Annotated in this window: 20 protein-coding genes; 15 read left to right on the forward strand and 5 right to left on the reverse strand. The window is 45.2% G+C overall.

What is annotated here, in order from left to right; translation table 11 throughout:
• Nucleotides 1-58 precede the first annotated feature (58 nt).
• From gltA to H8K33_RS03225, 7 genes are all read left to right on the forward strand, one after another.
• Nucleotides 59-1,363 (forward strand): citrate synthase, encoded by a 1,305-nt coding sequence (gene gltA / locus H8K33_RS03195; protein WP_186889509.1) that lies wholly within the window; start codon nucleotides 59-61, stop codon nucleotides 1,361-1,363.
• Nucleotides 1,364-1,690: 327 nt separating this feature from the next.
• Entirely contained in the window at nucleotides 1,691-4,546 is a 2,856-nt protein-coding gene (locus H8K33_RS03200; RefSeq protein ID WP_186889510.1) for a 2-oxoglutarate dehydrogenase E1 component, read from the forward strand.
• A 68-nt stretch (nucleotides 4,547-4,614) separates the two neighbouring features.
• Nucleotides 4,615-5,874, forward strand: a complete 1,260-nt coding sequence (gene odhB, locus H8K33_RS03205; protein WP_186889511.1) for a 2-oxoglutarate dehydrogenase complex dihydrolipoyllysine-residue succinyltransferase — start codon at nucleotides 4,615-4,617, stop codon at nucleotides 5,872-5,874.
• Nucleotides 5,875-5,901: 27 nt separating this feature from the next.
• Nucleotides 5,902-6,258: a PspC domain-containing protein gene (locus H8K33_RS03210; protein ID WP_186889512.1), complete on the forward strand. Its 357-nt coding sequence runs from the start codon at nucleotides 5,902-5,904 to the stop codon at nucleotides 6,256-6,258.
• Between the two features lie 99 nt (nucleotides 6,259-6,357).
• Complete coding sequence (gene lpdA, locus H8K33_RS03215; protein WP_186889513.1) at nucleotides 6,358-7,785, forward strand: dihydrolipoyl dehydrogenase; 1,428 nt, start codon at nucleotides 6,358-6,360, stop codon at nucleotides 7,783-7,785.
• 116 nt (nucleotides 7,786-7,901) lie between these two features.
• Complete coding sequence (gene zapE, locus H8K33_RS03220; protein WP_186889514.1) at nucleotides 7,902-9,014, forward strand: cell division protein ZapE; 1,113 nt, start codon at nucleotides 7,902-7,904, stop codon at nucleotides 9,012-9,014.
• A gap of 10 nt (nucleotides 9,015-9,024) precedes the next feature.
• Nucleotides 9,025-9,411: a hypothetical protein gene (locus H8K33_RS03225; RefSeq protein ID WP_186889515.1), complete on the forward strand. Its 387-nt coding sequence runs from the start codon at nucleotides 9,025-9,027 to the stop codon at nucleotides 9,409-9,411.
• A gap of 21 nt (nucleotides 9,412-9,432) precedes the next feature.
• Here the strand turns inward: H8K33_RS03225 and H8K33_RS03230 are convergent, their stop codons facing one another.
• Nucleotides 9,433-10,602, reverse strand: a complete 1,170-nt coding sequence (locus H8K33_RS03230) for a pyridoxal phosphate-dependent aminotransferase (RefSeq protein WP_186889516.1) — start codon at nucleotides 10,600-10,602, stop codon at nucleotides 9,433-9,435.
• Between the two features lie 299 nt (nucleotides 10,603-10,901).
• Between H8K33_RS03230 and H8K33_RS03235 the strand changes: the two genes are divergently transcribed.
• Complete coding sequence (locus tag H8K33_RS03235; RefSeq protein WP_186889517.1) at nucleotides 10,902-16,034, forward strand: hypothetical protein; 5,133 nt, start codon at nucleotides 10,902-10,904, stop codon at nucleotides 16,032-16,034.
• A 61-nt stretch (nucleotides 16,035-16,095) separates the two neighbouring features.
• Here the strand turns inward: H8K33_RS03235 and H8K33_RS03240 are convergent, their stop codons facing one another.
• Together H8K33_RS03240 and ompR are read right to left on the reverse strand one after the other, a co-directional pair.
• Nucleotides 16,096-17,442 (reverse strand): ATP-binding protein, encoded by a 1,347-nt coding sequence (locus H8K33_RS03240; RefSeq protein ID WP_186889518.1) that lies wholly within the window; start codon nucleotides 17,440-17,442, stop codon nucleotides 16,096-16,098.
• Nucleotides 17,443-17,525: 83 nt separating this feature from the next.
• On the reverse strand, nucleotides 17,526-18,251 hold the full coding sequence (gene ompR / locus H8K33_RS03245; RefSeq protein ID WP_186889519.1) for an osmolarity response regulator transcription factor OmpR: 726 nt from the start codon (nucleotides 18,249-18,251) through the stop codon (nucleotides 17,526-17,528).
• A gap of 349 nt (nucleotides 18,252-18,600) precedes the next feature.
• Here ompR and H8K33_RS03250 point away from each other — a divergent pair, with 349 nt between their 5' ends.
• Nucleotides 18,601-18,894, forward strand: a complete 294-nt coding sequence (locus H8K33_RS03250) for a hypothetical protein (protein ID WP_186889520.1) — start codon at nucleotides 18,601-18,603, stop codon at nucleotides 18,892-18,894.
• Between the two features lie 75 nt (nucleotides 18,895-18,969).
• Here the strand turns inward: H8K33_RS03250 and smpB are convergent, their stop codons facing one another.
• Nucleotides 18,970-19,419 carry an SsrA-binding protein SmpB gene (gene smpB, locus H8K33_RS03255; RefSeq protein WP_186889521.1) on the reverse strand — a complete coding sequence of 150 codons (450 nt, stop codon included), beginning with the start codon at nucleotides 19,417-19,419 and terminating at the stop codon, nucleotides 18,970-18,972.
• Nucleotides 19,420-19,553: 134 nt separating this feature from the next.
• Here smpB and H8K33_RS03260 point away from each other — a divergent pair, with 134 nt between their 5' ends.
• Together H8K33_RS03260 and H8K33_RS03265 are read left to right on the forward strand one after the other, a co-directional pair.
• Nucleotides 19,554-19,988, forward strand: coding sequence for a type II toxin-antitoxin system RatA family toxin (locus tag H8K33_RS03260; RefSeq protein ID WP_186889522.1), 435 nt, complete (start codon nucleotides 19,554-19,556; stop codon nucleotides 19,986-19,988).
• The gene (locus tag H8K33_RS03265) at nucleotides 19,978-20,298 is read left to right on the forward strand and encodes an RnfH family protein (protein ID WP_186889523.1); all 321 of its coding nucleotides are present in this window, start codon (nucleotides 19,978-19,980) and stop codon (nucleotides 20,296-20,298) included. Before H8K33_RS03260 ends, H8K33_RS03265 begins: the two co-directional genes overlap by 11 nt.
• Nucleotides 20,299-20,319: 21 nt before the next feature.
• On the opposite strand, the gene H8K33_RS03270 is transcribed toward H8K33_RS03265, so the two are convergent.
• Complete coding sequence (locus H8K33_RS03270; protein ID WP_186889524.1) at nucleotides 20,320-20,829, reverse strand: DUF4124 domain-containing protein; 510 nt, start codon at nucleotides 20,827-20,829, stop codon at nucleotides 20,320-20,322.
• 124 nt (nucleotides 20,830-20,953) lie between these two features.
• Here H8K33_RS03270 and guaB point away from each other — a divergent pair, with 124 nt between their 5' ends.
• From guaB to queE, 4 genes are all read left to right on the forward strand, one after another.
• Nucleotides 20,954-22,414: an IMP dehydrogenase gene (guaB, locus tag H8K33_RS03275; protein WP_186889525.1), complete on the forward strand. Its 1,461-nt coding sequence runs from the start codon at nucleotides 20,954-20,956 to the stop codon at nucleotides 22,412-22,414.
• A gap of 53 nt (nucleotides 22,415-22,467) precedes the next feature.
• Nucleotides 22,468-23,517, forward strand: coding sequence for a GGDEF domain-containing protein (locus tag H8K33_RS03280; protein ID WP_186889526.1), 1,050 nt, complete (start codon nucleotides 22,468-22,470; stop codon nucleotides 23,515-23,517).
• Between the two features lie 16 nt (nucleotides 23,518-23,533).
• Nucleotides 23,534-25,126: a glutamine-hydrolyzing GMP synthase gene (guaA, locus tag H8K33_RS03285; RefSeq protein WP_186889527.1), complete on the forward strand. Its 1,593-nt coding sequence runs from the start codon at nucleotides 23,534-23,536 to the stop codon at nucleotides 25,124-25,126.
• A gap of 155 nt (nucleotides 25,127-25,281) precedes the next feature.
• Nucleotides 25,282-25,917 carry a 7-carboxy-7-deazaguanine synthase gene (gene queE, locus H8K33_RS03290; protein ID WP_186889528.1) on the forward strand — a complete coding sequence of 212 codons (636 nt, stop codon included), beginning with the start codon at nucleotides 25,282-25,284 and terminating at the stop codon, nucleotides 25,915-25,917.
• Nucleotides 25,918-25,963: the final 46 nt, after the last annotated feature.

The raw sequence follows: 25,963 nt of genomic DNA on the forward strand, positions 1-25,963 counted from the left end.
ATCATATTTTTTGATCGCATTTTTTCATTAACGACTCACCTGCAACGAAGGAAGAGCCATGACTAACTCTGAAACAAAAGCAACGCTATCATTTTCTGATGGCTCCCCATCGATCGAGATGCCTATCTATAAGGGTTCTATTGGACCTGATGTGATTGATATCCGTAAGTTGTACGGTGCCACGGGTAAATTTACTTATGACCCGGGTTTCATGTCGACTGCGGCATGTAATTCTTCCATTACCTATATCGATGGTGATAAAGGTGAGTTGTTATATCGTGGTTACCCAATTGAACAATTGGCGCAAAACGGTGGTGATTTCTTAGAATCTTGCTACCTGCTGTTGAATGGCGAATTGCCAAACGCAGAACAAAAGCAAAAGTTTGTGGACACAGTGACTAAGCACACGATGGTGCACGAACAGATGCAATTCTTCTTCCGCGGCTTCCGTCGTGATGCGCATCCTATGTCCGTATTGGTGGGTACAGTAGGTGCTTTGGCCTCTTTCTATCACGATTCTTTGGATATCAACGATGCCCATCATCGTGAAGTTTCCGCAATTCGTTTGATCGCGAAAATGCCAACTTTGGTAGCAATGGCGTATAAATATTCTATCGGTCAACCATTCGTGTATCCACGCAATGATTTGTCGTACAGCGCGAACTTCATGTACATGATGTTCTCGAATCCATGTGAGCCATACAAAGTCAATGAAGTTTTGGTACGCGCATTGGATCGCATTTTGATTTTGCATGCAGATCACGAACAAAATGCCTCTACATCTACAGTCCGTTTGGCTGGTTCTTCTGGTGCGAATCCATTTGCTTGTATCGCTGCCGGTATCGCATGCTTGTGGGGCCCTGCTCACGGTGGTGCGAACGAAGCGGCCTTGAGTATGTTGGAAGAAATCGGCTCCGTCGATAACATTCCTCATTTCATCGAACAAGTCAAAGACAAAAATTCTGGCGTGAAATTGATGGGCTTTGGTCATCGCGTTTACAAAAACTACGACCCACGTGCAAAATTGATGCGCGAAACTTGCTATGAAGTCTTGAATGAACTCGGTTTGCAAGATGATCCATTGTTCAAATTAGCAATGGCATTAGAAAAAATCGCATTGGAAGACGAATACTTTGTATCTCGTAAATTGTATCCAAACGTTGATTTCTACTCTGGTATCGTGCAACGCGCGTTGGGTATTCCAACTGCATTGTTTACAGGTATCTTCGCATTGGCACGTACTGTAGGTTGGGTCGCACAATGGAAAGAAATGATTTCTGATCCAGAACAAAAAATTGGTCGTCCACGTCAATTGTTTGTTGGTTCTCCGCAGCGTGATGTGCCAGCAATGGATAAGCGTTAATCTGAACTTAAACGTCAAGTGGTAATCAGAAACCACAATATTAAATATTTAAGTAATTAAATATATTTTATAAAAGCGAGTATAAATTACTCGCTTTTTTTATGGCGAAATATGTTATTCTCGCGTTTGATGTTGAAAGTCAATATTCCTCCTGTTTTATTTGAAGTGGTATTTGTTTTCCTACCGAGTCAAAATTTAGGTTGAAAATAGAATTTCGAATGAGTCCTTCCCCACAACTTGATGTGCAATCCGCTAACCGGTCAGGCCGTGTCGCGGAAGGTTAGATTAACCCGCTAATCTCGCGAAGCGCGAAGAAAGGTGAGCAATATGATGCAACAATATAACGCTAACTCGTATCTGTTCGGCGGCAATGCGCCGTATGTTGAAGAACTGTATGAAGCGTATCTAAACAATCCTGGCTCCGTGCCGGATAACTGGCGGGCGTATTTCGACGCCATGCAACACGTTCCCGCTGTTGATGGTTCTGCTAAACCTGACGTCGCTCATGCGCCAGTCATTGCTTCTTTTGCCGAACGCGCAAAACAAGGTCCTATCCGTACCGTAAGTGCTGCTGGTGATGCTGAAATGGGACGCAAGCGCGTCGCCGCTCAGCAATTAATCGCCGCATATCGCTTTTTGGGTAGCCGCTGGGCGAACCTCGATCCACTGCAACGTCAAGAACGTCCGCCTTTGCCGGAACTAGAAGCCAGTTTCTATGGTTTCACTGACGCAGATATGGACACCCAGTTCAACATCAGTAATACCTATTTTGGGTCAGAAACCGCCTCTTTACGCGATCTGCTCAATTCTTTACGTGATACTTATTGCCGTTCTATCGGCGCTGAATTCATGTATATCGGTGATCCAGCCGAGAAACGCTGGATGCAAGAAAAACTCGAATCTATCCGCTCCACACCAAACTTCACAGCAGAAAAGAAAAAACATATTCTGGATCGCCTGACAGCTGCAGAAGGTTTGGAACGCTACTTACATACACGCTACGTTGGTCAAAAACGTTTCTCATTAGAAGGTGGCGAAAGCTTTATCGCTTCTATCGATGAGACTATTCAACGCGCGGGTGAACGCGGCGTAGAAGAAATCGTTATCGGTATGGCGCATCGCGGTCGTTTGAATGTGTTGGTCAATACCTTGGGCAAAATGCCGCAAGATTTGTTTGCTGAATTCGAAGGCAAACATGGCGATGATTTGCCAGCGGGTGACGTTAAATATCACCAAGGTTTCTCATCCGATGTATCAACGCCAGGCGGCCCAGTTCATTTGTCTTTAGCATTTAACCCATCCCATTTGGAAATCGTTAATCCAGTGGTCGAAGGTTCTGTTAAAGCACGTATGGAACGTCGTGGTGATAAAGATGGCGCGCAAGTTTTGCCTATCTTGGTTCACGGTGATGCGGCATTTGCAGGTCAGGGCGTTGTCATGGAGACCTTGAATCTGGCACAAACGCGTGGTTATGGCACAGGCGGCACAGTGCATATCGTCATCAATAATCAGATTGGTTTCACTACTTCTGATCCACGCGATGCACGTTCCACTTTGTACTGCTCAGACGTGGTTAAGATGATTGAAGCGCCAGTGTTGCACGTCAATGCAGATGATCCAGAAGCGGTCGTGTTGGCAACGCAAATTGCGCTTGATTATCGTATGATTTTCAAGAAAGACGTTGTTGTCGACATTATCTGCTACCGTAAATTGGGTCATAACGAACAAGATACGCCAGCACTGACACAACCATTGATGTACAAAAAAATTGCGCAACATCCAGGTACGCGTAAGATGTACGCGGATAAATTAGCAGCGCAAGGTACGATCGCTGCTGATGGCGGTGATGCAATGGTGAAAGCCTTCCGTGATGCGATGGATGCAGGTAAACACACCGTTGATCCAGTTATTTCCAATTTCAAAAATAAGTTTGCAGTCGATTGGATTCCATTCTTAAACAAGAAATGGACTGATGCAGCTGATACAGCCGTGCCAACCACTGAATTAAAACGCTTAGCTGAACGCATTACGAGCATTCCTGCAGATTTCAAACCACATAGTTTGGTTGAGAAAGTCTTGGGTGATCGTGCTGCGATGGGCCGTGGTGAAATGAATCTGGACTGGGGTATGGGCGAACACTTAGCATTCGCTTCTTTGGTTTCCTCAGGCTATGCGATCCGTTTAACCGGTCAAGATGCTGGTCGCGGTACTTTCGTTCATCGTCATGCGGTATTGCATGATCAAAAACGTGAGCGTTGGGATGCGGGTACGTATATTCCTTTGCAAAATATCTCTGACAAGCAAGCACCGTTTACTGTGATCGACTCCGTGTTGTCCGAAGAAGCAGTGTTGGCATTTGAATATGGCTATTCCAGCGCAGAGCCAAATACTTTGACGATTTGGGAAGCACAATTTGGCGATTTCGCGAATGGTGCGCAAGTTGTTATCGATCAGTTCATTAGCTCAGGCGAAGTGAAATGGGGTCGCGCTTGTGGTCTGGTGATGATGCTGCCACATGGTTACGAAGGTCAGGGCCCAGAGCATTCTTCCGCTCGTCCAGAACGCTTCTTGCAATTATGTGCTGATAACAATATGCAAGTCGTTCAGCCAACTACTGCGTCACAGATTTTCCATTTATTGCGTCGTCAAATGATCCGTCAATTCCGCAAGCCTTTGGTGATCATGACGCCAAAATCTTTGCTGCGTAATAAAGATGCGGGTTCTCCATTGTCTGAATTGGCAAAAGGTAGCTTCCATACCGTGATCGGTGAAGTTGATGAAACTATCGATGCCAAAAAAGTGAAACGTGTTGTGGCTTGCTCCGGCAAGGTTTACTACGATCTGGTCAATGCTCGCAAAGAACGCGGTCAGTCTGATACAGCGATTATTCGTGTTGAACAACTCTACCCATTTCCACATAAGAGTTTCGTGGCCGAATTGAAGAAGTTCCCGAATATGGTCGAATTGGTTTGGGCGCAAGATGAACCTCAAAATCAAGGTCCATGGTTCCAGATTCAACACAATATCTTTGAAAGTTTGGATGAAGGTCAGAAGCTCGCTTACGCAGGCCGTCCTGCTAGTGCATCACCTGCTGTCGGTTACTACGACAAGCATTATGCACAACAAAAAGCATTGCTTGATGCAGCCTTTTCGAAACTTAAAGGTTACATCCTGACTAAATAATTCTTAGGTGGTGCCGCCAATAATAAATATAGTGCGGCACCGAATAGACATCCTACACGGAGAAAAACATGGCAATTATCGAAGTAAAAGTTCCTCAGTTATCTGAATCCGTCGCAGAAGCGACTTTACTGTCTTGGCATAAAAAAGTAGGCGAAGCAGTTACTCGCGATGAAAATCTGGTGGACGTAGAAACTGATAAAGTGGTGTTGGAATTACCAGCACCAGCAGCTGGCGTTATCACACAAATTATTAGCGGTGATGGCAGCACTGTGGTTGCGGGTCAAGTCATCGCAATGTTAGATACTGAAGCTTCAGCTGGTACAGTTGCTAGTGCCCCGGCAGCCGCAGCGGCGGTGGCTGCTCCAGTTGCAGCTGCTGCAACAAGCAGTTCCGCAGCCGCAAGTTCAGCAGGCATAGCAATGCCAGCAGCGGCAAAAATTTTGGCAGAAAACAATTTGTCTGCAGGTGCAATTGATGGCACAGGTAAAGATGGCCGCGTAACAAAAGGTGATGCATTGGCAGCAGTAGCTGGCAAAGCAGCACCAGCTGTTGCGCCTTTGGCAGCTCCAGTTGCAGCAAAACCAGCATTGCAACAAGTATCAGCGCCTGCAGTGGTCAACCTCGGTGATCGTCCAGAAGAGCGCGTTCCTATGAGCCGTTTGCGTGCACGTATCGCTGAACGTTTGGTGCAATCACAGTCCACTAACGCGATTTTGACGACCTTCAATGAAGTCAACATGGCACCAGTGATGGACTTGCGTAACAAGTACAAAGATAAGTTCGAAAAAGAACACGGCGTGAAATTAGGTTTCATGTCTTTCTTCGTCAAAGCTGCAGTTGCGGCATTGAAAAAATACCCAATCATCAATGCTTCCGTTGATGGCAATGACATCGTGTACCACGGTTATTTCGACATCGGTATTGCAGTTGGTTCACCACGTGGGTTGGTAGTGCCTATCTTGCGCAATGCAGATCAAATGTCTATCGCTGAAATCGAAAAGAAAATCGGCGAATTCGGCGCGAAAGCGAAAGACGGTAAATTGACTTTAGATGATTTGACTGGCGGTACTTTCTCCATCTCTAATGGCGGTACTTTCGGTTCTATGTTGTCGACACCGATTATCAACCCGCCACAATCTGCAATCTTGGGCGTACATGCGACGAAAGACCGCGCAGTAGTTGAAAATGGTCAAATCGTGATTCGTCCTATGAACTACCTAGCGATGTCTTACGATCACCGTATCATTGACGGTCGTGAAGCCGTGCTAGGTTTGGTCGCAATGAAAGAAGCACTGGAAGATCCAGCTCGTTTGTTGTTGGATCTGTAATCTTAACAATTACACTCACATCAAAATATGAATATTGCTGACGAAATTAAACGTCTGCACGAATTGCATCAGTCAGGCGCACTGACTGATGCAGAATTCGCTCAGGCCAAAGAAAAGTTACTTGCGTCACTTAATGCAAACGCAGCAAATGCTGCAAACGCCTCACATGGTGGCGCAAATGGCGAAAATCCATTTGCTCAACTCAATCAATTGCGCCGTTCCAAAACGGATCAATGGATAGGTGGCGTTTGTGGTGGCTTGGCCAAATTTACAGGAATGGAAGCTTGGATCTGGCGCCTGATGTTCTTTTTGTTTGTCGCCTGTTTTGGTTTTGGTGTGGTCGCGTATTTGTTGGCCTGGATTTTCATTCCAGAGGAAGCATAATTCAGCAATTTTTTGGGCGCAGGGCTAGAGTCATGACGATTCATTGCTGCGCTCATTTTACATTTATTTATTTTTCAGTAAGCCTGACAAGGTAAAACTATGAGCAAACAATTTGATGTCGTCGTGATCGGCGGCGGTCCTGGTGGTTATATCGCTGCAATTCGTGCGGCACAATTGGGTTTTTCTACCGCGTGTATCGACGCATGGACGAATGAAAAAGGCGGCCCAGCGCTTGGTGGTACGTGTACTAATGTTGGCTGCATTCCATCCAAAGCTTTATTGCAATCGTCTGAACATTATGAACACGCTGGTCATGCATTTGCCGATCATGGCATCAATGTCAGCGGTTTGGAATTAGACGTTGCGAAAATGCTCAAGCGTAAAGATACGATTGTTAAGCAAAATAACGACGGTATCGTTTATCTGTTTAAAAAGAACAAAGTCACTTTCTTTCACGGACATGGTTCCTTTGTAAAAGCGGCAGATGGCGGCTACGAAATCAAAGTCGCAGGCAAAGCAGAAGAAACTATCACTGGTAAGCACATCGTTGTAGCAACTGGCTCGAACGCCCGTGCATTGCCAGGCGCAGCATTTGATGAAGAATTGATTTTGTCGAATGACGGCGCGTTGAAAGTTGGCGCTGTTCCTAAGAAGTTGGGTGTGATCGGCGCGGGTGTTATTGGCCTGGAAATGGGTAGCGTTTGGCGTCGTTGCGGTGCTGAAGTCACCGTATTAGAAGCATTGCCAACTTTCCTTGGCGCAGTTGATGAGCAGATCGCTAAAGAAGCGCACAAATTATTTGTGAAGCAAGGTCTGTCTATCAACCTCGGCGTGAAAATTGGCGAAATCGTCAAAGGTGCTAATGATGTCACAGTCAATTACACAGATGACAAAGGCGCTGAGCACAAAGCGGTTTTCGACAAACTGATTATCTCTATCGGTCGTACACCAAATACCAATGGTTTGAATGCAGAAGCTGTAGGATTGGCTTTGGACGAACGTGGCTTCGTCGCAGTGGATGGCGATTGCAAGACGAACTTGCCTAACGTGTGGGCAGTTGGTGACGTCGTACGCGGTCCTATGTTGGCACACAAAGCAGAAGAAGAGGGCGTCGCCGTCGCTGAGCGTATCGCTGGTCAACATGGCCACGTGAATTTCAACACGATTCCTTGGGTGATCTACACCTCACCAGAAATCGCTTGGGTTGGCCGCACTGAACAACAACTGAAGGCTGACGGCGTAGCATACAAAGCGGGCACCTTCCCGTTTATGGCAAATGGCCGCGCGCGCGCTTTAGGTGATACCTCAGGTATGGTGAAATTCTTAGCAGATGCGACGACTGATGAAATATTGGGCGTGCATATCGTAGGCTCTATGGCTTCTGAGTTGATTTCTGAAGCTGTCGTAGCGATGGAATTCCGTGCATCTTCTGAAGATATCGCTCGTATTTGCCACGCACATCCATCTTTATCTGAAGCGACAAAAGAAGCCGCACTCGCAGTTGATAAGCGTTCATTGAACTTCTAATCAAAGTCAATTCAAGGTTCCAGGTAAAGAGCGGAATAGATTCTCGACCATCTATTCCGCTTTTATGTATCTACATCAGTCCAATTGAGCGATCAACTCATCACCACAGCCCAAGCATGAATGTTCACGAGTTTTATCAAGAAGCAATCGACAAGCGCGGCTTTCAAGTTGATGCTGCACAAAAGCGCGCGGTAGATCGCTTGCAACAATCATATGATGATTGGGTGGCTTATAAAGCGAAGCGTTCAAATCGATTAGTTCGTCTGATCAGTCGCCCTGAGGTGCCGCGCGGTGTCTACATGTGGGGCGGAGTAGGGCGCGGTAAATCATTTTTGATGGACAGTTTTTATTCAGTTGTCCCAGTGGTTCGCAAAACACGTTTGCATTTTCATGAATTCATGCGTGCTGTGCATCGCGAATTAGATGAGTTGAAAGGCGTGGCAGATCCACTCAATGAAGTCGCCGCACGCATCGCCAAAAAATATCGACTGATTTGTTTTGATGAGTTTCATGTTTCTGATGTGGCCGATGCCATGTTGTTATACAACTTGATGAAAGCCTTGTTTGATAATGGGGTGTCTTTCGTCATGACTTCAAATTATCAACCAGATACGCTTTATCCGGATGGCTTGCATCGCGATCGTATGTTGCCAACCATCGCTTTGATTAAAGAACGTATGGATGTGATGAATGTCGATTCTGGTAATGACTATCGGAAGCGCGCACTTGAGCAAGTTGATGCTTACTTGACGCCGTTGGGTGCGAATACTGATCGATTATTGCGCGAAGCTTTTGGTCGATTGGCGGAAACTAAGGACGAAGATCATCATGTTGATATTGAAGGGCGGCGGTTGAAAGCCTTGCGTCGTGCCGGTACGACGATCTGGTTTGACTTCGCAACCTTATGTGGCGGGCCGCGTTCACAGAATGATTATCTAGAAATCGCGAGTCGATTTCATACTGTTATTTTGTCGTCGATTCCGCAAATGTCGGCTGGCATGTCTTCCGAGGCGCGTCGCTTCACTTGGTTAATTGATGTTTTCTACGATAACAAGGTGAAGTTGATTATGTCTGCAGAAGTCGCGCCAGAATTGCTGTACATGCAGGGTACTTTATCGAACGAGTTTCATCGTACCGTTTCACGCATTATAGAAATGCAGTCTCAAGATTATATGAATGCCGATCAGCGTGAGATCGTGGCGATGCTTGATTCAGATCATTCACACTAATGTCAATAGAATGATAATTTTAATTAAGAAAATAATTCTGAGTTTTGTGCTGGTATCGTCATATGCCTTTGCTATGACGTCCGATTTGAATAACATCACCACCGAATCTGCGGTTCAGGCACTTAGTAAGGAATTTTCTAGTGGCAGCATTTTGTCTGTACCACTAGCAGAGTTAGCGTTGAATAAGCTTGAACAGTTGCAAACCACTTTGCAAGTGGAGTTGCAGGAAAAAGAAACGGCCTGTCTTGATCATTTTTTCACCAATGCATGCTTGCAAGAACTTCGATTAAAACGGCGTGAACTGCAAGCAATCTTGCGTAACATTCGTATCGAAGCCAAATCTTTTCTACGCGGTACGCGCGCAAATAAATCCAAGAACCTTGTTGAGCAAGATTAAGCAATGTTAGTGATTGCAATACTATATTTTTTGTAAGCGTTCTAATGCATAGTCCAAAGTTTTGGTTTGTTTCGCAAAACAAAAACGCACTAGTTGATGTTGATTTTGATCACGATAAAACGCCGATAGTGGAATTGTCGCAACACCAATCTCCTTGGTTAGCCAAGTCGCAAAATCAAGCTCGGTTCGATCAGAGATCTCCGAATAATCAGCACATAAAAAATAGGTTCCACTGACCGGCAATAATTTGAATTTTGTTTTTGCTAAGCCAGCACAAAAGTAATCGCGCTTATTTTGATAAAACATAGGCAGATTCAGATGATGCGCTGGTTCTTGCATAAAGTGGGCGATACCAATTTGCATCGGCGTATTGACGGTAAATACATTAAATTGATGAACTTTGCGAAATTCGGCGGATAAAACTTTGGGCGCTAACACGTAGCCTATCTTCCAGCCAGTGACATGGTAGGTTTTTCCAAAGCTGGAAATAATAAAACTACGTTGTGCTAACTCCGCATGTGATGCTAGGGATAGATGCGATTTCCCATCAAATACCATGTGTTCGTAAACTTCGTCTGAAATCAATAAGATTTTCGTATCTCGAACCAGCGCCGCTAGATTTTCAAGGTCCTTGTTCGTTAAGCTCATTCCAGTTGGATTGTGTGGCGAATTAATTAAGATAAGGCGAGTCTTGCTGCTGATTTTGGAAGCGACAGCGTCCCAATCGATAGAGAATCCATGCTGATCAAGCCGCATTGAAACTAGTACAGGAATTCCGCCAGCGAGTTGTATTGTTGGTAAATAACTATCGTAGGCTGGCTCAATCACAATTACCTCATCCCCAGTGCGTACGCATGCAAGTATGGTGGTCATAATTGCTTGTGTGGCACCGGCTGTGACTGTCACCTCAGTATCGGCATCGTATGTTGCTTGATATAACGTCTCTACTTTGCTTGCAATCGCGTGGCGCAAGATAGCAGCACCGGGCATCGGTGGATATTGATTGTGCCCGGCTAGCATCGCTTGATGTACCTGTTCAATTAACGCCGGATTGCAATCAAAGTCTGGAAAACCTTGGCCCAGATTAATCGCTTGATAGGACTGTGCTAATGCCGACATGGTTGAGAAAATAGTGGTCTTAACTTCGGGTAATTTGGATTCAATCAATGTGCCGTTGTTATTGGTAGTCATGTTGTGGTGAATAAGCCTAAGATTGTAATCCGAAGATTTTACTTGCAATTTCAGTATCAAAGAACATGACGCTTAGATATTCTCTCTATAAGCTCATGTGCATTTTTATACGAGGTTTCCTCGTTGTTCAGCCTGGTAAGCATGTTTTTACATAAAGCATTGAATTACGGTGCTTTTCCAGCTCTTCTTCAGGATTCATTTTCATCTGATTGTTCGATAATTCAAGCTATACAAATCCCAATTGTGCCGAGGTGGCCATGGATGTGGGGGCTTGGAATCACTCAACGACGAGGTCTGCAATGAACGATAATCAAATGATACTCAACCGACTCTCCATGGGCGCAATGGCAATTGATGCTGTCGATGCGGTAGATGATCTTCATCATGCCAATGTTGATCTAGTGAGTGATGATAGCCTGGCAGCACACGCGCGGATTGATATTAAAGGTATTCGTGCCGCGATAGCACGGGTTGAAGCAGAGGCGGAAGGCCGATCCGAGTCTCCAGTATTAACACCATCCTCTCCCACTAAAGCAAACATTTCACAATTGCACATTCCTTCACCTGTCATGCAGGAGGAATCTGAAGAGCATACTTCATTAAAGGAAGAGGCCAAATTTCAAGCCGGATTGCGATTTAAGAATGAGCAAGCAGCAAAGAAAATGGTGATCGAACAAATTAAGATCGACACACAGCTTAATTTCAAAGCAAAAATAGATGCAGAACAGCTTGCCACCGAAGCCGAAAATGCTAAGCAATGGGCCGCCGAGCGCGCTGCCGCATCATATGCAGCCAAGCAAGAGGCGATAGAACGTGCCAGAGTCGATGCACGCATTGCTGAACACGCACGTGAGCGTGAACGTCAAGATCGTGAAGCGCGTATCAATGCTGAACGTCTAGCGAAAATTCGCAATGAATCGCAACAAATCAACCGTGAACGTGATCAGGCCGAAGCCATTGCTTTAGAAGTGTCATTAAGTCGCACGCCGCTAGAAATACGGGCACGTGAAGAAGCGCGTGGACGTGCGGTTTTAGAGCGAGAATATGAAGCCATTGCGCAGGCACGTGTCGATTCTGAAAAACGTGCGGCGGATGCGATTCAATTACGTTTGCAAGCCGAAGAAGCTTTGTTGGCGGCGGCCAATCGTCGCGAGCAAGCGGAAAAAATCGCAGCAGAGGCCGCTATCGCAAGAAGCGAGGCCGAAGAAAAAATTCGTTATGCGACCGAATCACGCATCGAAGCAGAAAAGGAATTGCAATCAAAAGCACTGATGCGTGTAGAAACTGAACAATATGCCGATGCAAACGCACGCGCGCGTTTAGAAGCAGAAGAAAAAGCGAATGAAGAGGCAAAACGTCGTCGCCAAGCAGAACTAGAAGCAACGCAAATGGCAAAACAGCGTCGTGAAGAAGAGGAACGTGCAGAAAAATATGCAAAAGAAAAGGCGAGTTTAGAACGCGAAGCAGTCCAATTAGCAAAAGAAAAAGCAGATGCTGAGCAAAAAGCATTAGCAGCGATTGCATTGCAAACAGAGTATTTGAAACGTGCCAATCAAGCAGCAAACTCCAAAGCGAAGAGTGTAATCGAGTTGGCGAAAGCAGAAAAAATGCGCGCCGAGGCAGAACAACGCGCTGCAAAAGCGATTCAAGCGAAAGTTTTAGTCGAACAAAAAGTGATCGCCGAAGCGGAAACGATTGCCAAAGTTGAGGAAACGCAAACAGAAGTTTTGAACATGCAACACCAGGCGCAACAGGCAATTCGGATTGCGCAAGAAACCAAGGTGGTTGCTGAGAAAATTACTCTGGAAAACACCGTAGAAAATGTAAAACTGGGTCAACAACTGGCGATGATTGCGATTCAAAAGAATCAAGATTCGCAAGCCTTGTTAGAAACGCAGCAAGCGCGTGTTGATGCAGAAAGCAAAGCTTTAGAATTGATACAAGAAAAATTGGTCTTGGAGCACCGTCGGGCTGAATCCGCTGAAAAATTATTACTGGCTTCTGCGGAAAAATTGGCTAGCGAAAAAGATGCAGAGACAGCTGCCGCAGCACGCCTGAAAGCGGAAGAGGATGCAATTGCTTTAGCCGCGCAAAAAGAAGCCTTAGAATTGCAGCAACAAAAAGCTTTGCAGGCGAGTACCGAAGCAGAGCGCCAAGCGATCGAACAAGCACAAGTACAGGCTGAATTGCAGTGCAAGGCTGCCGCTTTAGCTTTGCTGAAAGCACGTCAAGTTGTAGAAATGACCAAGGCCGAACAAATACGTCTAGAAGCCGAACGCAACGCCGCAATCGCGAATCAAGAGAAATTAGAAGCGGAGCGCGAAGCTGCAGAACAAGTGTTGGCACGTGCGAAAGCGGATCGTGAACACGCTCAAATGCTCTTTGCACGTCAAGAGAAAGAGAAAGAATCCAAATTGGCACGTCAGGAATTATTGCAGGCAGAACAGGTACGTTTGCAAAAAATGACTGAGCACGCTGAGTTGCAAAGACAAACTGCAACAGTGGCAAAGTTTAAAGCAACTGAAGCCATAGAATTAACCAAATTGATGCGTCAACGTGGGCAAGAAGAATCCCGCAAACTGGCTTTAATTGAAGAAAAAAAGGCGATAGAACTGCAATTAATCGCTGAATTGAATGCAAAATCAGAAGCGGAACAAAACGAAATTCGATTGAACCAAGAGCGCTTAGCTTCTGAGCAAAAAATTCGCTTGGCTTTAGAAGAAAAGGCGCAAGCTGAACAACAATTGATTATTCAAAATCAAGAAAAAATTCAACTTGAGCAGCAAATTAAGGAAGCAACCGAGTTGCGTGCAAAACGCGCTTGTGAGTTGGCGGAAATTGAGAAAACTAAGCTGCATGCGCAAGAAACTGCACTCAAAACCTTGGAAGAAATTAGTGTATTAGAAAAGCAGCAAAAAGAAGCTGCCTTGCAAGAAGCGCAATTGCAGCTTCAAAGACTTGAACAAGAGCGTGCTGCAACGGCTGATGCTGAAACTAAATTGACGCTGGAAAAACAAAATGCACAATTGGCTGAGGAGCGGGCGCAGGCAGAACAGAATGCAAAACGTTTGCAAGAAGAAAAGCTAGCGCAAGAGCAGGCGTTGCATGCAAAAGCGCATGCCTACGCAGATTTGCAAGATCAGGCGCGCCAAGTGCTAATTCAAAAAAAACAGCGCATCGCTGAGTTAGAAAAAACAGCAGAAGCTCGTTTAATTGCAGATCAGACTTTGTTGGCAACGACGAATGACAAGCTAGCGATTGAACAATCAACTTTGCATCATGTAGAAAACCAGCAAAAAGCCGAACAGCTAGCATTAAAAAATGCGCAGATTAACGAAGGCTTGGCAGCGCTTGCACAGCAAGATGCAGAGAGTGCGCTTGGCAAGGAACTTTTATTGCATGAGGCGCTTGCTGCCAATGCAGAAGCGCAAAATATTTTCGCACGTTTGATGCAACAGCGCGTAGATGAAGAATTGAAGCTACATCAATTGCATGAAGAACGAATCGCGAAAGAAACCGTGGCATTGAGCTCGCTTGAATATGCACAAGTTGCAGAAAAAAATGCGATCGATGAGGCAATGCGTCTGCAGGCAACAGAAGAAGAAAAATTAGCGTTGGCAATTCAACGACAAAAACAAGATGAGCAAGCGCGTATTGAATTGGCGTCTTTAAATGCTGAAGAAGTAAACTATTTGGCACTTGCAGAAAAAGAGAGCGTCGCTCGTCAACAAGCAACCGCATCCTTAGAAGCAAAGAATCAAAGCTTGGCGACGGCTCTGGCGATTGCCGAAGAGCAGGCGCAAATAGAAGCACAACTAACAGCAGAGATTCAGCAAAAAATTCAAGATGAGCAACGCGCTATGACAGCGTTAAATGAACGTTTGCGTTTTGAAACGATGTTGGCGGAGACCGAGCGTCAGCGCGCCGAAGAAGAAGAACTTGCGGCGCAAATTATTCAAGAGAAATTTGCGACGGAAAACGCTTTGTTGCTGAGTTCACGTGAACATGCTGAAGCGCAAAAAACAGCGCTGAAATTAATTGATTCACGTTTGGCGCAAGCGCAAGAATTGAAAGCTTTTGAAGAGCAACGTATCGCAGTCGAATCACAAGAGTTACAACTATTGGCACAAAAAACAGTGGCTGAAAAATATCTTGCTGAAGAAACACAGAAACGCATCGACGCTGAACAGGCGTATCTGTTGGAGTGTGAACGTCGGGTGCTGGCAGAGCAAGAGGCGAGAATTGCCATGCAAAACCGTTTGGCGGCAGAAAATGAGGCGCGCGTTTTAGCAGAGCAACAAGCACAACTCGACACTGCCGCTGCGCAATTGGCGCAAGAGCATGCAAATCAATTACTCAGTTTGCAGCAGTCTCAGATGACGCGTTTGGAGCTCGAAACCACGGTCGCTAATCAGTTAAATGCTCAGTTAGCGGCTGAAGAAGAGCTGATCAGATTGCATCAATCCAGCTTGCGCGACATCGAATTGAAATTAGAAGCAGAATCAATGATTATCGAGGAATCTAAGCGTCGTGCAGAATTAGAAGCGCAAGCCTTGTTGCAAGCACAAGAACGTTTGCAAGCAGAAAGCCAGGCAGCGCAAAATGAGCAAGCAAAATTTGAAGCTGAATTGGCCTTGACCATGGCTGCAAATGAAAAATTAGCGCAAGATTCCTTGCAGACAGATGCAATGCAGGCGAATCGCGAGCAACAAGAAGTTTTGGCGCAGATGGAACAAGATAATGTGGCAGTAGAAAAACACATTGCTAAATTGTTGGCCGAACAAATTATTGAAGCGCAGACTTTACGTCAAAACCATCTCGAACGTCTGCAGCGTGAACAACAAGCGCAGGCATTGATGCAAGAACGTTTGCTACAAGAACAGGCAGCTTTGATGGCGGCTAATCAAAAATGCGAAGAAGAACATACTTTGCTACTGAAAAATCAAGCATTGGAAGCGCAATTAAAGCAAGAAGTTAGTATGCAAAAAGAAAATTCTCTGGTTTTGCAGCAGCAAGTCGAGGCTGAAAAACAAGCGGCAGAAGCGTTGACGAAACAGTTGTTGGATCGTTTGACCTTAGAGCAAGGACATCATCAGCAATGGTGTGATCGTGCGAAAGAAGTATTACAAGCTTCGCCTATTCCAGTTGAATTGAATCTGCTGACGCCAGCAAATCCACGTCGCAAATTACGTTCACCTGTGCTGTTTAGCGTTTTGATGAGTATTGGTATGGTCGGCGCAGCAAGTTGGGGAATGTTACAGGCACAAACAAGTAATGCAGCAAATGTCAGTGCTTCTGCTGAGAAAAAATTACCCGCTGTTTCGCAAGCCAAAGTTAATTTGGTATCGCCAGCACAAGAATCCTTGCGTATGTCGTATCAAATCGAAACGAATGCGGATAAGGCAACCGCGCCAAAAAATGAAGCGATGTAATTGTTTTACAGGGAAACGAGCTCAAATGAAGTCAGCTATCAGTTACTTTTTATGCGCTCGCTTAGTGGAACATTAGTAGAATTTCTAAGCCACCTTGTGCATGATTGTGGATATGCATTTTGCCACCGTGACGTTTGACGATGCGGTTCACAATCGCCAAACCTAAACCAGAACCGTTTGCTTGGCTGCGCGCGATTTCACCACGCGTGAATGGTCGTAGTAAACGTGGTATTTGAGTATCTTCAATTCCAGTGCCAAAATCTCGGAACTTAACAAGCGTGCCAGAATGGCTGGCACTGGCTTGTCGCCGGCATTCTATCTGTAGATGCAGCACTTGATCCTCTGGCGAGCGTCCATAGCGCATCGCATTTTGAATCAGGTTGTTAAATAGACGTTGAAATTCAATTTCTATTCCTGTTACATAGAGTTCTGGTTCGATCTGCAAATCGATACGCACATCACTTGATTTGGCTAAGTCAGTAAATAGTTTGTCAATCAGGCTACTAAGATTAAAGCTAGTAAACGTTGATTCATGTAAAGGTTTTGCGTAATCTAAAAATTGCTGAATGATGCTATCCATTTGCTGCAAATCACCTTGCATGGCCTCGCGCGTAGTAGCTTCAAGATTTGCCATCTCTAATTCCAATTGCAGACGAGTGAGCGGCGTTCGTAGATCATGTGAAATGCCAGCGAGGATCACGGTTCTATCTGTTTCTATACGCGCTAAATCGTCGACCATTTGATTGAAGCTGGTGTTGGTTTCGCGAATTTCTCGTGGTCCAGACTCAGATAGTGCGGGTGGGCGCTTTCCTCTAGCGAGCTGCCGTGCTGCTGCGCTCAAATTTGATAAAGGTGCGTTGATTCTTTGAGAAATAAATACGGCGGCAATCAAGGCCAATATTAAACTAATGAACGCCCAGCCAAAGAATTGCAGATTGGTTTCTGTTTGCAGGCGATCAGCCTCTAAGCGGAGCCAAAACTGATCTTCGTCAATCTGAAAGCTCAACCAAAATCCAACTTCACCATTAACACTTTGTGCGAACTGGGTCTGGCTACCCAGTTTGTCTTGAACTAATTTTCTTACTTCAATTAATAGCGGTGTTTCGTCGGTTTTCTTTATTTGATCATTCTCTTCTAATAGATAAATTCGTATTCCTTCGTTACTGGCAAGGTCAATGAGTAACTCGCGTCGTTTATCTTCGGCAGAATGAGTCAACGCGGCACTGGTGATCGTGACAATAGAGACGATTTGATTCGCTAATTGCTGAGCACGGGGCTTACGTTCGAGTAACTTGATACTGACGAACCATGCCAGCATGCTGGCTGTGACAAGCACGGCTAATAACAAGAAAGTTCGCCAGAATAGGCTGTTTTGAAACCAACCGAAGCGCTGTAAATATTGTCGCATTAAATTGAAAGTGGGTAGGTGATGAATACAGACCACGTCTACGCTAAGTAAGGCGCGTTCGAATTCGATAAACCTCAGTTGTCTTAATGACTTTGTCCATCAGGAATAAATACATATCCCAATCCCCAAACCGTTTGAATATATTGCGGATTTGTAGGATCAATTTCGATTAATTTTCTTAGGCGAGAAATCTGTACGTCTAAGCTACGATCAAAGACTTCATACTCGCGACCACGCGCTAATTCCATCAATTTTTCACGCGATAAAGGTTGACGGGCATGACGGGCAAAGACTTTGAGTACAGAGAATTCACCTGTCGTTAAGCTCACGTTCTCACCGTTTTTCTTCAAATTTCTGGTGGATAAATCCAAAACAAATTCACCAAATTGAAAGCATTGACCTTGTTCCGTCGGTGCACCTGGAACTTCCTCTGGACCACGCCGGCGCAATACGGCATGAATGCGAGCAACTAATTCGCGGGGATTAAAAGGTTTGGGCAAATAATCGTCCGCCCCCATCTCTAAGCCGATGATGCGATCAACTTCTTCACCTTTTGCGGTAAGCATAATGATCGGTGTATTATCGCCACCACCACGCAGACGACGACAAATTGATAAGCCGTCTTCCCCAGGTAACATGAGGTCTAGCACTAATAAATCATAACGTTCTCGCATCCAGAGCTTATTCATTGCTTGCGCATTTTCAGCAACAACAACTTGAAAACCTTGTTCACCTAAATAACGTCGCAATAAATCTCGTAATCGTAAGTCGTCGTCAACCACCAGAATTTTTGCTTTTGATTCATTCATAACCGCGCTCACTTATTTGCACATGAAAAAAGCTTATCTTACTGCCAAACAATCAAATGCCATATAAACTTTTGAGAAGATTACAAACTGTTACAGCGCTTACAGAAACAAGTCTATCTATCTTTTGGACTCAGCTTTAGACTTAAACTGTCGATGAAATTGCTTGGATGCGGTTTTGTTTGCTTATAAAATGCTGCTGATAGGCTTTTGTGATTGTAGGTTTTTGATTAACTGAAAGTGTGCTGTGTTTCCTGGGAAATGCCCATTATTTTGCTTGCTGATAGGCGCTGTGTTTTTTGTGAGCAGTGATGCATGTGCGTCACCTCCACAAACACAGGACGCCCAAGCGATGCAAAAAATCGAGAAGCGGCGCCAGCAATTTCGTGAGCTGCAAGAACTGCGATTTAATCAGCGTCTTGAACGCATACAAGACGCTCAATCAGGCGCAGTGCGTGACAGAGGGGCGTTACCACCCATACGTGAAAGCTCGTCAGGTGCAATCGATCGTGATGAGCGATCTGCGGAGCGACCTATCATCAAGTTGAATCGTTTAAGCCCCGAAGAACGTCTTGCGCTTCGAAGGCAAATCCGCGAAGCTAGACAAGACATTTATTTGCGCCGACTTCAGAAACAAAAGAACTGACTTCTATTGCATCAATTGTCGGCCGATTTAAGCCGAAAAATATTTTGATTAATACAATGTCTGCACGCCCTAATGTTAGCGGCGATGTTGTTTCATGATTTTTTGCTGCTCGCGTTGCCAATCACGTTCTTTTTCAGTTTCGCGTTTATCATGTTGCTTCTTACCTTTGGCCAAACCTATTTGGCATTTCACTCGTCCGTTTAAATAGTGCATATTTAATGGCACCATCGTGTAACCAGAACGTTCTACTTTTCCGATGAGTTTCTTAATTTCTTCCGCGTGAAGTAGTAATTTTCTGGTACGTACTGAATCTGGGTGTATGTGAGTAGATGCCGTCGGCAGCGCGCCAATATGCGCACCAAAGAGATAAATTTCACCGTTTTTGATAATCACATAGGCTTCTTTTAACTGTACGCGACCAGCCCGGATGGCTTTGACTTCCCAGCCTTGCAGTACGATACCTGCTTCATATTGCTCTTCAATGAAAAAATCGTGGAATGCTTTTTTATTATCTGCGATGCTCATACTACTCTCTTGCTAATTCTGATTATTATGTAAGTTCTTCAACGCTAAATAGGAATGAATTTGCGCATATTCAACGAGAAGAGCGATGTTTCAGTTAAAATTCGGCCTGTGATCATACCAAATGACTTGAGATAATGGCAGTCGTCAAAAAAAACGTTCTTGTATCCTTTAGTGCCGAACAAATGTTCGCACTCGTCGACAAAGTAGAAGACTATCCTTTATTCTTGCCGTGGTGTGGCGGCGTTCATGTTGCTGAGCGAACTGATACACACTTAAAGGCAACATTATCTATCAATTATCATGGAATCAAACAAAGTTTCACTACCCAAAATATAAATTGTCCACCACACACAATGGAAATGCACTTGGTGGATGGTCCTTTTAAACAGTTGCATGGGTATTGGACATTTACGGCATTACGCAGCGATGCCTGTAAAATCGAGTTTGATTTGCGTTATGAATTTTCCAGTAAATTACTAGAGCATTTAATTGGTCCAGTGTTTAGTAAGATCACTAATAGCTTCGTCGATGCATTTTGTGAACGAGCCGAGGTCGTCTATGGAAAATAATTTAAGTGCAACGATTCGCATACAGCTTTGCTATGCCATCGAAAAAATGAATCCAACCATCGTTATGTTGGAGCTGCCGAGGGACAGTAAAGTGACCCAAGCAGTGCAACATTTAGATCCGTCTCATCTCGCCATCGTTGAAGCACAACTGGATAAGCAAAGTGCTTGGGCAGTTTTTGGTAAGAAAAAAAATGCAGATTATTTGTTGCAAGATGGTGATCGGCTTGAATTGTGTCGTCCCTTGATTGCCGATCCTATGAGTGCTCGCCGCCACAGGGCAAAGCGCGAGCACAAATCGGGCAAGATGTAATCGCGCTTCTCATCTTGATCTTTAGCGGCAATCTGCCAATACCTTCTTCACGTCCGCCATTTCTTTTGTTCGCTGCGCTTCATCGAGCGGAGTGCGTTCGCCATTCTTGTCTCTGGACATGATCAAGATCCCTTCGTCCAAGCTTTGCTTGTACGACTTGGCACGTTCACAATTTTTAGTCTTATCAGCACTTTCTTGTTTCTGCGCTGCGCTTTTTTTATCTGCTTCTTCACGCGCTAACTTGCGTTTGTTGAAATCTTCATTTTTGCTGGCGGTTGTTACTGGCTTTTCGATCTTCGGGTTATCCGTCGCAGATTCTGTAGCATTCTGATTGGCTGTACTTGTCGTTGGACGAGTGCTACCAAATGGGGACTTCAAAATTTTGTCTCGTGGGACTGATTTCGGTGGCGGGGTATCGGAGTATTGCTTAATTCCCTTCTCATTAAGCCAAATGTATTGCGCCATTGCGATATTGGAAATCATTAGCGATGCGATAAGTCCAGATGCTAAAAAGCCGTATGTTTTCTTCATGATGTACTCGAATATTCTGAAATGAAAGCGTTCTTTTTGAATAAATTAAGAGTGAGTTTTACACGGAACGAGACGGATCGGCAAGTTTTCTGTATAATTTACTTTTGCGCCTATAGGAAATACTATGCGTCTTCTCCAAAAAGCACTCACTTTCGATGATGTGTTACTCGTTCCAGCTTATTCAAATATTCTTCCAAAAGATACTTCTCTTGCGACGAATTTAACTCGTAATATCAAGCTCAATATCCCTTTGGTGTCTGCTGCAATGGATACCGTGACAGAAGCACGCCTAGCCATTGCAATGGCACAAGAGGGCGGTATTGGTATTATCCATAAAAACCTGACGCCGAAGGAGCAAGCCCGCGAAGTCGCTAAGGTGAAGCGTTTTGAATCCGGTGTGTTACGTGATCCTATTACCGTTGCGCCAACCACGACGATTCGTGATGTTATTGCGATGAGTCTGCAGCATGGCATCAGTGGCTTCCCAGTGGTCGAAGGTAAAACAGTTGTTGGTATTATTACTAATCGCGATTTACGTTTTGAGCAGGAGCTTGATGCGGAAGTGCGTGCCAAGATGACTCCGCGCGAAAAACTCGTTTATGTTACTGAAGGCGCTGAATTAAGTGAAGCAAAGCGTCTGATGAATAAGCATCGCTTAGAGCGTGTGTTGGTCGTTGACGAAGCGTTTGAGTTACGTGGTCTGATTACCGTTAAAGATATTCAAAAGTCGACTGAACATCCATTTGCGTCAAAAGACGGTTTGGGTAAATTACGTGTCGGCGCGGCTGTTGGCGTTGGTGCTGATAATGATGAACGCATTGATTTACTCGCAAAAGCTGGTGTCGATGTGATTGTTGTTGATACAGCACATGGTCATTCTAAAGGCGTGCTTGATCGTGTACGCTGGGTGAAAACCAATTATCCGCACATCGAAGTCATTGGTGGCAATATTGCAACCGCTGCTGCTGCGCTGGCCTTAGTTGAACATGGTGCAGATGCTGTTAAAGTCGGTATTGGTCCAGGCTCGATTTGCACCACACGTATTGTTGCTGGCGTAGGTGTTCCGCAAATCACCGCGATTGCGAATGTGGCGGAAGCTTTGCGTGGTACTGGTGTGCCATGTATTGCCGACGGTGGTATTCGTTTTTCTGGCGATGTATCGAAGGCTTTAGCAGCAGGTGCGTCTACTGTCATGATGGGTAGTATGTTTGCTGGTACAGAAGAAGCGCCAGGCGAAGTAATTTTGTTTCAAGGACGTAGTTATAAATCCTATCGTGGCATGGGTAGTTTAGGCGCAATGGCAGATGGTTCTGCAGATCGCTATTTCCAAGATGCTGCGAATAATGCGGATAAATTGGTTCCAGAGGGAATTGAAGGGCGCGTACCTTATAAAGGAAGCGTACTGGCAATTTTGTATCAAATGGTGGGTGGCGTGCGTTCTTCCATGGGATATTGTGGTTGTGCGTCAATCCAAGATTTGCATGATAAGGCTGAGTTTGTTGAGATTACATCTGCTGGTATGCGTGAGTCACATGTACACGATGTGCAAATCACAAAAGAAGCGCCAAATTATCGAGCAGAATAATCACTAGACAGTTCCGAGATGTTTGATCAGGTGTCTTCAATACGGAGCAAGCAATGGTGACATCCGCCGCAGGTGTTAGTCGTATGGATTTGTTTTTGGATGGCGCTGGTAGTTCAAGCGCCGATCCGAATAAGTACGAGGCAAAGATTGCGCGATTTGAACGTCTTGGAATTCGTTTGTTCGGCGTCGCAAATTGCATCGTTAGCTTTGGCAATTTACGTGAGCGTTTTAATCGCAGTGAGCAATCGATGGTCTCGATTGAGGCAGCGTTTTGTGAAATGCTGGGCTTCTCTGAAGAAATTCGTGTCTTCAATAATTTAAATTTTGAAGAAGAGTATGCGAATCATCCCTCAGTAAAGGGTGAACCCCAGATTGTATTTTGCGCCCAGCATCCGATCTTTGACACGGATAACCAATGTGTCGGTAGCATTTATTTGATTGACTATGTCGAACATGCGTTTGACGACGAGTCTCGATTATTATTTGCTGATTTGGCAGTCATGGTTGAGCGCGAATTAACGATCGGTGCAGTAAAAGCGCATTATGCTGAGCTGGCGAAGCAGATTCGTAATCTCAAGCGAGATGCATTATTGGATCCAGTGTTAGGGATGTGGAATCGCGCTGCGATTACCCGCTCTTTGGGATTGGAGTTGGAACGATGCCAAAAAGCGGAAAAGCCAGCTTCTCTTCTTTACATCAGTATTAACCAGTACCAAAGTTTGAAAGAGCAATTTGGTAGTTCAGTCAGCGATGCGTTTTTGCTGAAAGTAGCTAGCCGTATGCGTTCATGTATCCGTCCTTTTGATGCACTTGGACGTTTTGAGAGTGACGCTTTTTTGATTGTTTTACCAGGCGCATCCAATTTGGTTGCCTCTGCAGTTGCAGAGCGAATCAGATTGGCCGTAATTTCTCGCGCTGAAATGGTGAATGACGATAGCGTGGAAATAGAAATAAGTATGGGAATCGCTTCGACCAGTGTGTTTCCTAATGTTACACCTGAGGTACTAGTCGCTAATGCGGAAAAAGCTTTGCTCACAGCGAAACGATTAGAGCGTAACCGAATTGTTCAAGCTGAAGCTGATCAGCTTGATATCCTTCTTTGATAATCTTTATAGAATCATGCATTCAAAAATCCTTATTCTGGACTTTGGTTCCCAAGTCACTCAACTAATCGCCCGCCGTGTTCGTGATGCAGGTGTTTTTTCGGAAGTATTTCCTTACGATGTCAGCGATGAATTCATTCGCAACTACGGTGCTTCTGGGATTATTTTATCAGGCGGCCCAAGCAGCGTAACTGAAGGAGATACACCACGTGCGCCTTTGGCTGTGTACGATGCGGGCGTGCCAGTTTTGGGTATTTGCTATGGTATGCAAACCATGGCAGAACAGCTTGGCGGTAAAGTTGAAAATGGTAAGGTTCGTGAATTTGGCTATGCAGAAGTTCGTGCTCGTAGCCATACTAAATTATTAGACGGCATTAACGACTTCGTGACCCCTGAAGGTCACGGCATGCTCAAGGTGTGGATGAGTCACGGCGACAAAGTCAATGAAATGCCAGCAGGTTTCAAATTAATGGCATCCACCGACAATTGCCCAATCGCGGCGATGGCAGATGAAGACCGTCGTTTTTACGCAGTGCAATTCCATCCAGAAGTGACGCACACGATCCAAGGTGAAGCGATCATTGGTCGTTTTGTGCACGATATTTGCGGCTGCAAATCGGATTGGAATATGCCTGATTACATCTCCGAAGCTGTTGCTTCGATCCGCGCTCAAGTTGGCGACGATGAAGTGATTCTTGGTTTATCTGGGGGGGTGGATAGTAGTGTTGCTGCCGCCTTAATCCATCGCGCGATTGGCGATAAATTGACTTGCGTATTTGTCGATCACGGTCTATTGCGCCTCGATGAAGGCAAGATGGTCATGGAAATGTTCGCTGAAAATCTGGGCGTCAAAGTTATCCACGTTGATGCAACTGCACAGTTCATGGGGCATTTGGCTGGTGTTACCGATCCAGAAGCAAAACGCAAAATTATTGGTCGTGAGTTTGTCGAAGTATTCCAAGTTGAATCGGGCAAGCTCAAGAATGCAAAATGGCTGGCACAAGGAACGATTTATCCAGACGTGATTGAAAGTGCTGGTAAAGGCAAAAAAGGTTCACATACGATCAAGAGTCATCACAATGTTGGTGGATTGCCTGATACTTTGAATCTGAAATTATTAGAGCCATTGCGTGAGTTGTTTAAGGATGAAGTGCGCAAACTCGGTGTGGCATTAGGTTTGCCGCATAGCATGGTGTATCGTCATCCGTTCCCTGGCCCAGGTTTGGGCGTACGTATCTTGGGTGAAGTAAAGAAAGAATTCGCTGATTTACTGCGCCGTGCTGATGCGATTTTCATCGAAGAATTACGCAATACTTACGTTGATCCTAACGCGGAAAAACCACAAACTTGGTATGACGCGACTAGCCAGGCATTTGCTGTGTTCTTACCAGTGAAGTCGGTTGGTGTGATGGGCGATGGCCGCACTTACGAATATGTTGTCGCTTTGCGCGCGGTTCAAACGCAAGACTTCATGACTGCACACTGGGCACATTTGCCGCATGAGCTGTTGGGCAAAGTGTCGAATCGCATTATTAATGAAGTGCGTGGGATAAATCGTGTTGTGTACGATATTTCTGGAAAGCCGCCGGCGACAATAGAATGGGAATAGCTCCTTGCACTGATAAATCGCAGAAGCGGGCGCATTGCGTCGTTGCGAAGCCTCGCAATATCGACATATTGCTGCGTTTCGCGCCTAGCACTGCATCCCGCTGCTGCAATTTCTCAGCGCAATGAAACCTCCATTAAGCAACTAGGAATTTAGTTTTGAGCTACAGCATTAAAGAAATTTTTTACACTTTGCAGGGCGAGGGCACACATGCTGGGCGACCTGCTGTGTTTTGTCGTTTTGCCGGTTGCAATTTGTGGACTGGGCGTGAAGAAGATCGTAGCTCTGCAGTTTGCCAATTTTGTGATACCGATTTCATTGGCACCGATGGTGAGGGCGGTGGTAAGTTTAAAACACCGCAAGCGGTCGCTGCGCGCATTAATGCTTTGTGGCCCGACACGCATGAGGCGACTAAATTTGTCGTGTTCACTGGTGGTGAACCTTTATTGCAATTGGACGAAGCCTTGATCGATGCGATGCATGATGTGGGCTTTGAAATTGCGATTGAGACCAACGGCACGATAGAAGTGCCGACTGGTGTGGATTGGATTTGCGTTAGTCCGAAGATGGGTTCGCAATTGATTGTACTCAAAGGCGATGAGCTGAAAGTGGTCATTCCGCAGTTGGGTCAAGATTTGAAAGCTTACGAGGCGCTCGATTTTACCCACCATTATTTGCAAGCGATGGACGGCCCTTTATTACAAGATAATCTGCACAGAGCAATCGATTATTGCAAAGCGCATCCGAAGTGGAAATTGAGTTTGCAGACGCATAAGTTGCTGCAGATTCCTTAAATATTTTTTTATTAGCTGTCGACATCGCGTGATTACAGCGTTCTGT

The organism is Affinundibacterium amnicola, assembly GCF_014284275.1.
GTDB lineage: Bacteria > Pseudomonadota > Gammaproteobacteria > Burkholderiales > Burkholderiaceae_D > Undibacterium > Undibacterium amnicola.

Bases quoted from the DNA above. Each gene is read 5' to 3' on its own strand.
- gltA (WP_186889509.1), top strand. From the start codon at position 59: ATGACTAACTCTGAAACAAAAGCAACGCTATCATTTTCTGATGGCTCC.
- H8K33_RS03265 (WP_186889523.1), top strand. From the start codon at position 19,978: ATGGAAAATAATTTAAGTGCAACGATTCGCATACAGCTTTGCTATGCC.
- H8K33_RS03250 (WP_186889520.1), top strand. From the start codon at position 18,601: ATGCAAAAAATCGAGAAGCGGCGCCAGCAATTTCGTGAGCTGCAAGAA.
- odhB (WP_186889511.1), top strand. From the start codon at position 4,615: ATGGCAATTATCGAAGTAAAAGTTCCTCAGTTATCTGAATCCGTCGCA.
- guaB (WP_186889525.1), top strand. From the start codon at position 20,954: ATGCGTCTTCTCCAAAAAGCACTCACTTTCGATGATGTGTTACTCGTT.
- H8K33_RS03270 (WP_186889524.1), bottom strand. From the start codon at position 20,829: ATGAAGAAAACATACGGCTTTTTAGCATCTGGACTTATCGCATCGCTA.
- H8K33_RS03260 (WP_186889522.1), top strand. From the start codon at position 19,554: ATGGCAGTCGTCAAAAAAAACGTTCTTGTATCCTTTAGTGCCGAACAA.
- H8K33_RS03225 (WP_186889515.1), top strand. From the start codon at position 9,025: ATGATAATTTTAATTAAGAAAATAATTCTGAGTTTTGTGCTGGTATCG.
- H8K33_RS03230 (WP_186889516.1), bottom strand. From the start codon at position 10,602: ATGACTACCAATAACAACGGCACATTGATTGAATCCAAATTACCCGAA.
- lpdA (WP_186889513.1), top strand. From the start codon at position 6,358: ATGAGCAAACAATTTGATGTCGTCGTGATCGGCGGCGGTCCTGGTGGT.
- H8K33_RS03240 (WP_186889518.1), bottom strand. From the start codon at position 17,442: ATGCGACAATATTTACAGCGCTTCGGTTGGTTTCAAAACAGCCTATTC.
- H8K33_RS03200 (WP_186889510.1), top strand. From the start codon at position 1,691: ATGATGCAACAATATAACGCTAACTCGTATCTGTTCGGCGGCAATGCG.
- smpB (WP_186889521.1), bottom strand. From the start codon at position 19,419: ATGAGCATCGCAGATAATAAAAAAGCATTCCACGATTTTTTCATTGAA.
- H8K33_RS03210 (WP_186889512.1), top strand. From the start codon at position 5,902: ATGAATATTGCTGACGAAATTAAACGTCTGCACGAATTGCATCAGTCA.
- ompR (WP_186889519.1), bottom strand. From the start codon at position 18,251: ATGAATGAATCAAAAGCAAAAATTCTGGTGGTTGACGACGACTTACGA.
- H8K33_RS03235 (WP_186889517.1), top strand. From the start codon at position 10,902: ATGAACGATAATCAAATGATACTCAACCGACTCTCCATGGGCGCAATG.
- H8K33_RS03280 (WP_186889526.1), top strand. From the start codon at position 22,468: ATGGTGACATCCGCCGCAGGTGTTAGTCGTATGGATTTGTTTTTGGAT.
- guaA (WP_186889527.1), top strand. From the start codon at position 23,534: ATGCATTCAAAAATCCTTATTCTGGACTTTGGTTCCCAAGTCACTCAA.
- zapE (WP_186889514.1), top strand. From the start codon at position 7,902: ATGAATGTTCACGAGTTTTATCAAGAAGCAATCGACAAGCGCGGCTTT.